This is a genomic window from Massilia niabensis (assembly GCF_042655085.1).
GTDB classification, from domain to species: Bacteria; Pseudomonadota; Gammaproteobacteria; order Burkholderiales; family Burkholderiaceae_D; genus Telluria; species Telluria niabensis.
In genome coordinates this window covers 637,395-647,093 of sequence record NZ_JBHSMU010000009.1, presented here as the reverse complement: position 1 = coordinate 647,093, position 9,699 = coordinate 637,395, and the positions used below count along the sequence as shown (strand labels likewise).

Below are 9,699 nucleotides of genomic sequence, written 5' to 3'. Positions count from 1 at the left end.
TAGTGACGGTTTTCGGTCTCGTACTCAACGTGCGCGGTGTTGATGGTGATGCCGCGTGCCTTCTCTTCCGGAGCCGCGTCGATCTGGTCGTACGCCTTGGCTTCACCGCCGAATTTCTTCGACAGAACGGTTGCGATAGCAGCCGTCAGGGTGGTTTTGCCGTGGTCAACGTGACCGATGGTGCCGACGTTGACGTGCGGCTTGGTCCGCTCGAATTTACCTTTTGCCATTTGAGACTCCTAACGATTTTTTGAGAATTACAGGCACGCCTGACGGGCGAGTGCTACGACTGCCGCTCTAAATTCTGGTGCCCTTTACGTGGATTGAACACGTGGCCTCTCCCTTACCAAGGGAGTGCTCTACCACTGAGCTAAAAGGGCTGATGTTTGCGCCGCACAACTTGCGACACAATTTACTGGAGCGGGTGAAGGGAATCGAACCCTCGTCGTAAGCTTGGAAGGCTTCTGCTCTACCATTGAGCTACACCCGCGAGGCACAACTTCAATTCGACTTCACGACTTCTTCATTTGGTGGTGGGGGCTGGATTCGAACCAGCGTACTCAGAGAGGGCAGATTTACAGTCTGCTGCCTTTAACCACTCGGCCACCCCACCGCGAAGAACCGCAGAGTATGAAGCAAGCTCAACATGCTGTCAACTATTTTTGCCTTTACTACTGACTTGGCTCAAATAGCAGCGTTGCTTCGGGGCGTGATTGTAACCGTACGCAGAACAAAACTGCAAGGGTTCTTTTTTTGCCAGCGGTGCGCTTTACGAGAGGGGTGTGCTGTACTGTATGCAGCAAGCATGTAAAGACAGCGCACATGGACAGCCACGCCTCGCGTTATCCCCTCTGGAGCTGGCAGGATATCCTGCTGGCGAACCTGTCGATCGTCGCGGCCTATCTCGGCACGAGCCTGCTGTTCGAGACCCTGTCGCTGCCGTCCGGCTATGCGCTGCCCCTGTTTCCCCCGGCCGGGATCGGCCTGGCGCTGGCCACGGCCGGCGGCATGCGCGTGCTGCCCGGGGTGGCGCTCGGTGCCGTGCTGGCCAACCTGCCGCTGCACCAGGCCAACCCGGCGTTCACGATTGGCGCGGCAGTGGTGGCGACCCTGGCCGGCGTGGCCGGTGCGCTGTTGCAGGCCTGGCTCGGCGCGCGCCAGTTCCGCCGCCACATGCGGCCCGCCATCGACTCGGGCCGCGACGTGATCGCCTTCCTGCTGCTCACGCCCCTGGTCTGCCTGGTCAGCGCGACCGTCACGGTGCCGGCCCTATACGCTCTGGGTGCCTTTACCGAGGGCGAACGCCTGCGCATCTGGTTCGCGTGGTGGGCCGGCGACACGCTCGGCGTGCTGCTGGCCGCGCCGCTGTGCTGGATCGTGTGCGGCTCGCCGCGCCGGCTGTGGCGCCGGCGCGCGGTCCTGGTCGCCCTGCCGCTGCTGGTGACGAGTACCGCGGTGCTCATCATCTACCGCCTGGCGCTCGGCTGGGAGCACGAGCAGCACCTGCAGCCCTACCGCCTGAAGGCGCAGCAGACGGCCGACCTGCTCCAAGCCGAGTTCAACGAGCACGTGCGGTTCGTGGGCACCTTTGCCAGCACCCTCGCCGAGACCGAGCACATCCTGGCGCGCGACAAATTCCTGCGCATCGCCGGCGGCTATGCCGACGGGCGTCCCGAAATCGAGGCCGTGAACTGGGCGGTCCCGGTTACGGGCGCCGAGCGTGCCGGCTTCGAAGACTGGGTGCGGCGCACGCTCGACCCCGGTTTCGACGGCATCCGCGACCTGGTCGAGCGGCGCCTGGTCGAGGCAGGCCAGCGCGACCACTACCTGCCAGTGTTGTACGCCTGGCCCCCATCGAACAACCAGATCCGCGGCCTCGACTTCCTGGCCGCCCCCGGGCGGGCAACGGTGGCGGCGCGCGCATTGGCGTCACGCACGCCCCTGGCCTCCGAACCCGTCACGCTCATTGTTCGGGGCATCCCCGGCATCAGCCTGATGCGCGCGGTCGGCGACGAAGCCGTGCCACCGGCCGGGATGATCGTGTTCGTGCTGGACGCGCGCCGGCTGGTGGAACAGGCCATCCGGCGCGCCGGCTTCGACGGTTTCGACGCCGCCCTGGTCGACGTCACCGGCGGCGCCGCGCTGCCGCTGGTGGGCAGCCTGGGCCCGCCGCGGCGCGACGATTACCGCGTGCCCCTGTCTTTCGCCGGGCGCAGCTACCTGGCCAGCTTCCGCCCGACCGCCGCCTACCTGGAGGCCGAAACGGGCGCCGCCAGCTGGACCGTGCTGTCGGCCGGCCTGCTGCTGACCGGCTTGCTGGGCGCGCTGCTGCTGCTCATCAGCGGTGAACGCGACGTGATCGAAAAACTGGTGGCCGACCGCACGGCGCGCCTGCGCGACCGCGAAGCGCGGCTCGCGGCGATCCTCGACAACGCCGCCGACGCCATCATTACGGTCAACGCGGCCGGGGTCGTGGTGTCGGCCAACGCCGCCACTGCGGTCCTGTTCGGCTACCCGCCGCAGCACCTGATCGGCCTGCCCTTCGGCACGCTGGTGCCGGCCGGCGCCCACAACGATGCCAATGCCCAGCTCGGACGGCTGTCGAGTGCGCCGCCGGAGGAATCGGTGCTCGAAGGCCTCAACGCGCGCAGCGAACCGTTCCCGCTGTCGATCTCGGTGGCGCCGGTGGACCTGGGGCGGGAGGTTTTTTTCGTGTGCATCCTGCGCGACCTGACCGAGCAGCAGCGCGCCCAGGAACGGATCCACCGGCTGGCCCACCACGACGCTCTCACCGGACTGGAAAACCGCTTCGCCCTGAACGTGCGCCTCGAGCAGCAGCTGGCATCGGCGCGCCGCCACAACGAGCCGGTGGCGGTGCTGTTCATCGACCTCGACCACTTCAAGAAGATCAACGATTCGCTCGGCCACGCCGCCGGCGACAGGCTGCTCGTAGGCGCCGCCGAGCGCATGAAGGACCTGCTGCGCGAAGTCGACACGCTGGCGCGCCTCGGGGGCGACGAATTCATCATCGTGCTGGCCGGCCCCCTCACGCCCGACAGCGTCACCGGGGTCGCCGTGCGCGTGGTCGAGTCGCTGTCGCAGCCCTACCAGCTCAATGGCTCCACGGCCCACAGCGGCTGCAGCGTCGGGGTCGCGCTGTTCCCGGACGACGGCGAAGACGCCTCGACCCTGATCCGGCACGCCGACATGGCGATGTACGCGGCCAAGCGCGAGGGGCGCGGCAATTTCCAGTTCTTCTCGCCGGAGATGAACGCCGCCACCCACGAACACCTGCTGCTGGAAAACCGCATGTGGGGCGCGCTGCATGCCGAGGATTTCGAGCTCTACCTGCAGGCCCAGGTGTCGCTCGATACCGGGCGCGTGATCGGCGCCGAGGTGCTGCTGCGCTGGCACGACACGGAACTGGGCAGCGTCGAGCCGAGCCGCTTCATTCCGGTGGCCGAGGAAAGCGGCATGATCGTGCCGCTCGGCGACTGGGTGCTGGGGCAGACCATGGCCTTGCTGGCCCAGTGGCAGCGCGAGGGCCTGGACGAACTGCGCCTGGCGGTGAACCTGTCGGCGCGCCAGTTCTCGGGCGGCACGCTGCTGGCCCGGCTCGACGAACTGGTGGCGCACCACGGCATCGACCCCTCGCTGATGGAACTGGAGATCACCGAGACGGCGGCCATGCGCGACCCGGAAAACACGCGCCAGCTGCTGCGCCAGCTGCGCGCGCGCGGCTTCAAGCTGGCGATCGACGACTTCGGCACCGGCTACTCGTCGCTGGCCTACCTGAAACTGTTTGCGATCGACCGCATCAAGATCGACCGCGGTTTTGTGCAGGACATCGAGCACAACCCGAACGACGCGGTGATCGTCGCCGCCACCATCGGCCTGGCCCATTCGCTGGGCCTGACGGTGGTGGCCGAAGGCGTCGAAACGCAGGCGCAATGGGGCTTCCTGCGCGACAAGCACGGCGACGAAGCGCAGGGCTACCTGTTCTCGCGGCCGATGCCCGCCGCCGACTTCCGCGAGTTCATCCGGCTGCAAGTGCAGCCAGTACCTGACGCTTGAGGGCGCGGATCATGGCCGTCTCATCGGCCGGCACGCCCTCCGGCGCGGTCACGGCGCGGTCGGCATAGAAAAAGCCCAGCTGGGCCTTTCCGACCACCAGCGGCAGCACGATAAAACTCTTCGCGTCCGGCAGCAGCGTACGGTGCCAGGGCGGCAGCAGCTCGCGGATCTTCTGGCTCGATGCATCCGAGATCATCAGGTCGGCATCGTTGTCCATCGCCAGCACGAAGAGGTCGCGGCTGGATGTCGGGGGCGCCGCAGCGGGAAATACAAAACCGGCCTGCACCGCCTGATCTTCGCCGAACGAGACCCGGGCGCGGTACTGTCCCTGGCGCGCATCCTTCAGGCACACGGTGGCGAAACGAAAGCCGAGCGCCCGGTAGAGCGTCTCGAGCACCGCCAGGATCACGTCGTTGACGCGCGCCTTGCCCGCCGCGCGCAGTTGGGTCACGTCCTGCACGCCGGCCAGCAGCAGTTCGCGCGCGTTCTTCGGCTTGCCGCTCGGCCAGGCGCCCTCCTCATCAATGCCGGCGCCGAGGGTGGCCAGCAGCAGCACGTCCGGCATGCCCTCCCCCGTGTCCGGTTCAGGCCTGGCCATCGGTTGCAGGTTCATGCTTTCCATCAGGGCCGCCATGCCGTCGGCGACATTCGTGAAGATGCGCTCCAGGCCGGCGGCGTCGAGCTCGAAGGCGGCGCCATAGCGTGCCAGCAGCGCGCGTGCCTCAGCGGTACCGGCGGCATCGCCGGCGGTACCAGCGGTACTTTCCATGATGCGTGCCACATCAATGCTGAACGAGGCGACCTGGCGCATCCATTCGCCGCGGCTGCCGGCCACTTTCAATGTTCCCGGCGCCAGCGTGGCCTGGGCGCGCACGATCACGTCCGGGATCTTCCATTCGGCCAGCACGGCCGCGGCCAGCGTGTCGTAGCTGCAGCCGAGGATCATCTGCGAGGCCTGCGGCGGGGTGTGTTTGCTCTGCGTGACGAGCTGCCTGATTTCGCGGTAGCGCTCGTGCTCGTGCGAGGCCACCAGCACCGCGCCCAGGTTCTTGAACAGGGCGCCGATCGCCGCTTCCTCGGCGCCCTGGTAGAACGACAGGCGCGCCATTTCGCGCCCAACCAGGCTGGCGCACAGGGCCGCTTCGAGTTCGATGCGCACGCTGCCCGCGTGGGCGCCGCTATCGAGCGTATCGACCAGCAGCATCGCCAGCGCGGTGGTCTTCACATTGTCGAAGCCCAAGAGCGCAATGGCGCGCGAGACGGTCGTCACCGCGGTGCCGGAGACCGTCCGGTAGCGGATCGTATTCGACAGGCGCAGGATGCGCTGGGTGAGCGCGGCGTCGGACAGGACGAAATAGGCGAGGTCGTGCGGGCCGGGCTCGTCCGAGTCGGCCAGTTCGATCACGCGCGCGATCGACCCGCCCAGGGCGAACATTTCGGCGTCGCCGTTCACTTTTTGCATCAATGCGGCGCGCACGCGGCGGGTGGCGCCTTCGTCCGGCGTGGTGAAGGTGCCAAATGAGCTTGTTTCCGACATCGTGGATTACCCGGCTTTCCTGGCGCGTGCGCCCTTGTTGTATTTTTTCAGAACCGCCCCGTGCAGCGCCGTGAGCGCCGCCAGTTTCGGGTTGCGAGCATCGAGCCGGCGCACCGCGCCCAGCTGGGCGAGCGCCTGCTGGGCGAGCTTGTCGTCCCAGCCGGTGTGTTCCAGGCAGCGCAGCAGCGCCAGCGCGGCGTTGAAGGCCACTTGCGGGTTGCCCGGCATGGCCAGCGCCGCTTCCCCCATCAGGGTGACGGCGCCCTGGTAGTCGCCGTTCTTCGCGCGCTCGGCGCCATTGGCCACCAGGTCGACCACGTGCTGGCGTGTTTCCTGGGCCAGCTGCGTACCCAGTTCCGCGTGCCCGGCCTGGGCCATGACGCTCATCGCGCGGTCCATGACGGTGGCGTCGGCGGCGTTGCGCATCACGTCGCGCACGAGGCTTGCGGCCCCCTCTTCCATGTCGTGCGCGAGGCAGCTGCGGGCGAGCTCCAGCTTGAGGCCGGGCGACAGGCTCGGGAGGTCGCGGCTGGCGGCGACGGCCGCCGTCAGCGATTCCATCAGCCGCTCGCCATTGCCGGTGTACTCGTGCAGCAGGGCCGAGGACATGGCGCTGCAGGCGTCGGCGTGCGCCCGCCCGCCCATCGAGCGCTCGAGGTCGCGGATGGTCGCGGCGGCCGCCACCGGATCGCCCTTGCGCACCAGCGTGCGCACCAGCTTCACATGGTCTTCCGGGTCGCGGAATTCCGAATATTTTGCTTTTGCCACCACCTGCTTCAGGACTTTTTCGGCGGTGTCGTCGTCGCCCGCCTCGAATGCCGTTTCGCCCAGCGTGCGCAGGCGCCGCACCGCATGCGGCGACACCGCCACCGCGCGCGCCAGCACCGCCTGGCACTTGTCGAGTTCGCCCATGGCGTTATGGGTGCGCGCCAGCCAGTCGTAGGCATCGACGAAATTGTTGTTGGTCCGGACCAGTTCCGTGAGCAATTCTCCCGCGTCTTCGTACTGCTCGCGCAGGTAGAGCGTCTTGGCCAGCCCGAGGCGCGCCCAGGCGATCGCCTGGTTTTCCGCCAGCCGGCGGTAGATCGGCTCGGCGGCGTCGTCCTCGCCGAGGAACAGGTGCAGTTCGGCGCGCAGGCGCAGGAAGTCGATGGCATGGCGCGGGTAGGCCGCTTCGCCCTCGATGCAGCTGTGAATCGCCTCGTGCTGGGCGCCCGCTTCCATCAGGCGCCAGGTTGGCAGGAAGACGTTGCGCTTGTCCAGGGCGCGGGCGATGCGCTCGAGCAGGCGGTCGGCGGTGAACGGCTTCAGGATGTAGTCGGTCGGCGCCAGCTCGGCGGCGCTGACCACCCTGCCGTAGTCGCCCTCGGCCGTGACCATGAAGAACATGGTGGACAGCGAAATGAGCTTGTGGTGGCGCAGGTCCTCGAGCAGCTGCTGGCCGTCCTGGCCGCCTTCGAGATCGTATTCGCACAGCACCAGGTCGAAAGGCTTGATCCCCAACTGCTTGACGGCCTGGTTGGCGCTGCTGGCGTGGTCGATACGGGTCAGGCCGCACATGGTCAGCATGCCATGGATGTTCGCGCGCATGCCCGCATGGGGCTCGATGAGCAGGGCGCTGAGGCCGTCTAATTCATTCATGGCGAGAAGGTTTTCCGTTGGGCCTGCAGTTAGCATGCCAAGCAGCTACGTTGGCTGCTCGCAAAGTATATTACGGCAAGGGAATATATTTACTGAATAGTCAGCCGCCAGGGTAAAAGCGGGCACTACTGATGGAAGAAAGCGACAACTGTTGTCGGAAATACGCGGTGGATGTGATGTCGCTCAGCCGCCGAAGCCTTTGCCGGCCTCAGCTTGCCTCAGTTTCTCGCTGCCGGCGCATTCCGAACGGGCGGCGCCGGTGACGATGTTCTGGTAGCGCACCTCGTATTTGCCGGCGGCCAGCTCGTCGATCGTCAGGGTGCCGTTCGCCAGCACATAGGCATGGCGTACGTTCGAGCCCCGCTCGAGGTCATGGATCTTGACGAACACGGGCGAGGGATTGGCGCTGTTGTCGACCACGACCGTCATCTCGTTGCCGCCGTTGCCGAACGGGTATCCGGGGATGTAGCCGGACTCTGCCGGCCAGGCCTCGCCGTTCGGCGCCGAGCGCGTGGCCAGGTCGGTATCGCAGCTGGGCTGGCGGCGCGGCACCACCAGCTGGGTCACGGCGAGGGCCTTGACCGGGGACGGCGGCGTTTTTTCCGCGCCCGCACTGGCCCAGATGTCGGACTCGGGGACCGCGGCCGGATCCGCGCCCGAGGCTGCACCCGCGGCCTCGACCACCGCCGGCTTGCCGTTGAAGGCCAGCGCGGCCGGCAACAGGCGCGGCTTCTGGATCAGCAGCAGGCTGGCGGCCACGCCGATGACCAGGCCGCCGGCGATGCCGAGCCACCAGCGCGCGTCGCGCAACAGACGCCAGCGCTTGCGCGGCGGCTGGGCCGGGGTTTCCCAGCCGGTTTCGCCACGTGGCCGGCCGTTTTCGTCGACGGTACTTTCCAGCCACTCGACTTCCCACTCCTCGGCCGAGATCCATTCGTCATGCTCCTTTCGGCGCAGCGGATCGGACAGGGTGTTGTAGGCCGTGTTGACGATGGCCATGATGCGGGCGGCCTTTTCGTCGCCTGGATTCTTGTCGGGATGGTATTTCTGGCTCAGCGCCTTGTAGGCCGCACGAATGACTTCCTGCGGCGCCCCGCGCGCCACTTTCAGGTTGTCATAATGTGTATGGATCTTGGCCATGGCTGAAGTAACGGCGCGCGCGAGTCCTGGTCGGGATGATAGACGATCGCGGTGGCCGCACGGATGGGCCACGGTACAGCATAGCCGGGTTTGTATCCCCGGCGCAAGATGTCATAAAGGCTACAGTCGCCCGCTGCGATCGGCCCGCAGGATGGCGTCGGGCAGCTCGACCTCGTTGCCTACGACGAGAACCTTGAACAACTCCCCCATTTCGGCCGGCGAAACCAGTTTTTGCACCGCTTTCGACTGTGGCAAATAACGCACGGCGTCGTTGGGATCCGTACGTAGTAGCAGGTCACCGATGCCGCAACCGAGCAGGAACCCCGCCTGGTTCATGTAGCCCAGCACCTCCAGCCCGGCGTCCTGGGCGCTCAGTGCCATCGCGGTGAAATCGACGTGGGCGGTGATGTCCTGCAGGCCCGGCAGGAAGAACGGGTCCGGATGCGAATGATGGCGGTAATGGCACATCAGGGTGCCGCCGACGCGCGCGTCGACATAGTATTCGTGGGCCGGGAAGCCGTAGTCGAACAGGATGGCCGCGCCTTTTTCTCCAGCGAACATGCTTGCCAGCGAAGCCATGAAGCCGCAGGCGACCGGGTGCAGCTCGGTGAGGTAGCCCTCGGCCAGGTGCTCGGCGTCGGGCACCTGACGCGCCAGCTGGGCGGCAAGCAGCGGGTCGAGCGCCTGCTGCACATAGGCGAAGCGGCCGTCTTCAATCGTGACCATCTGGCGGCGCCAGCCATCAATGGTCTTGATCACCAGCTCGACCGGCATGGCGTCGAGCACTTCGTTGGCCAGCACCACGCCGGAAAAACGCTCAGGGAAGCCGTCGATCCACCGTACATTCGGAAAATCGGCCAGCGCTTCCTGCTGGCGCGCGCGCAGTTCTCCCGACAGTTCGATGATGGTGTAACTGTCGACTTCGATGCCATCGGCGGCCAGGGCGGTCAGCACGTCGCGCGCCAGCTTGCCGGTGCCGGCGCCGAATTCGATGATGTTGGGCGCGCTTTGGGCGATAATAGCGGCTGCCGCGCGTGCCAGCGCCTGCCCGAACAGGGGCGTGATCTCGGGTGCGGTGGTGAAGTCGCCGCTGGCCCCCAGCTTGGCCGCGCCACCGCTGTAGTAGCCGAGCCGGGGCGCGTACAGCGCCAGCTCCATGAAACGCGAAAACGGGATCGCACCGCCGGCGTCCTGAATGGCGCTGGCGATATGCTGTTGCAGGGCTTGGGACGCGGCCAGCGCGTCGCTGTCGGGAAGGGGTAGAGGCATCCCGGCATTGTAGCCAGATCGGCACGGATCAACAATTT

6 protein-coding genes and 3 tRNA genes are annotated in these 9,699 nt (G+C 66.7%); 1 reads left to right on the top strand and 8 read right to left on the bottom strand.

All coding sequences use genetic code 11. The features are described from left to right. The 4 genes from ACFPN5_RS11065 to ACFPN5_RS11050 form a co-directional block, all read right to left on the bottom strand. Nucleotides 1-230 (bottom strand): GTP-binding protein (locus ACFPN5_RS11065; protein WP_379783095.1); only part of this gene is annotated, 230 nt, incomplete at its 3' end. A gap of 75 nt (nucleotides 231-305) precedes the next feature. Further along, nucleotides 306-380 (bottom strand) — tRNA-Thr (locus ACFPN5_RS11060). Nucleotides 381-416: 36 nt separating this feature from the next. Beyond that, a tRNA-Gly gene (locus ACFPN5_RS11055) sits at nucleotides 417-490 on the bottom strand. 38 nt (nucleotides 491-528) lie between these two features. Then, nucleotides 529-613: transfer RNA gene (locus ACFPN5_RS11050), tRNA-Tyr, on the bottom strand. Between the two features lie 209 nt (nucleotides 614-822). On the opposite strand from ACFPN5_RS11050, the gene ACFPN5_RS11045 reads away from it, so the two are divergent. Next, on the top strand, nucleotides 823-4,074 hold the full coding sequence (locus ACFPN5_RS11045) for an EAL domain-containing protein (RefSeq protein ID WP_379783093.1): 3,252 nt from the start codon (nucleotides 823-825) through the stop codon (nucleotides 4,072-4,074). Here ACFPN5_RS11045 and ACFPN5_RS11040 read toward each other — a convergent pair. The 4 genes from ACFPN5_RS11040 to ACFPN5_RS11025 all read right to left on the bottom strand — a co-directional run bounded on the left by ACFPN5_RS11040 (nucleotide 4,037) and on the right by ACFPN5_RS11025 (nucleotide 9,661). Then, entirely contained in the window at nucleotides 4,037-5,611 is a 1,575-nt protein-coding gene (locus ACFPN5_RS11040; RefSeq protein ID WP_379783091.1) for an HDOD domain-containing protein, read from the bottom strand. The genes ACFPN5_RS11045 and ACFPN5_RS11040 overlap by 38 nt on opposite strands. 6 nt (nucleotides 5,612-5,617) lie before the next feature. Further along, nucleotides 5,618-7,252, bottom strand: a complete 1,635-nt coding sequence (locus ACFPN5_RS11035) for a response regulator (protein ID WP_379783089.1) — start codon at nucleotides 7,250-7,252, stop codon at nucleotides 5,618-5,620. A 183-nt stretch (nucleotides 7,253-7,435) separates the two neighbouring features. After that, a complete protein-coding gene (locus ACFPN5_RS11030; protein ID WP_379783087.1) occupies nucleotides 7,436-8,392 on the bottom strand; it encodes a J domain-containing protein in 957 nt (318 codons plus the stop codon). 120 nt (nucleotides 8,393-8,512) lie between these two features. Continuing rightward, nucleotides 8,513-9,661: a class I SAM-dependent methyltransferase gene (locus ACFPN5_RS11025; RefSeq protein WP_379783085.1), complete on the bottom strand. Its 1,149-nt coding sequence runs from the start codon at nucleotides 9,659-9,661 to the stop codon at nucleotides 8,513-8,515. Nucleotides 9,662-9,699: the final 38 nt, after the last annotated feature.

Excerpts from the sequence above, each read along its gene's own strand:
- ACFPN5_RS11045 (WP_379783093.1), top strand. The coding sequence starts at position 823 with ATGGACAGCCACGCCTCGCGTTATCCCCTCTGGAGCTGGCAGGATATC.
- ACFPN5_RS11040 (WP_379783091.1), bottom strand. The coding sequence starts at position 5,611 with ATGTCGGAAACAAGCTCATTTGGCACCTTCACCACGCCGGACGAAGGC.
- ACFPN5_RS11035 (WP_379783089.1), bottom strand. The coding sequence starts at position 7,252 with ATGAATGAATTAGACGGCCTCAGCGCCCTGCTCATCGAGCCCCATGCG.
- ACFPN5_RS11025 (WP_379783085.1), bottom strand. The coding sequence starts at position 9,661 with ATGCCTCTACCCCTTCCCGACAGCGACGCGCTGGCCGCGTCCCAAGCC.
- ACFPN5_RS11030 (WP_379783087.1), bottom strand. The coding sequence starts at position 8,392 with ATGGCCAAGATCCATACACATTATGACAACCTGAAAGTGGCGCGCGGG.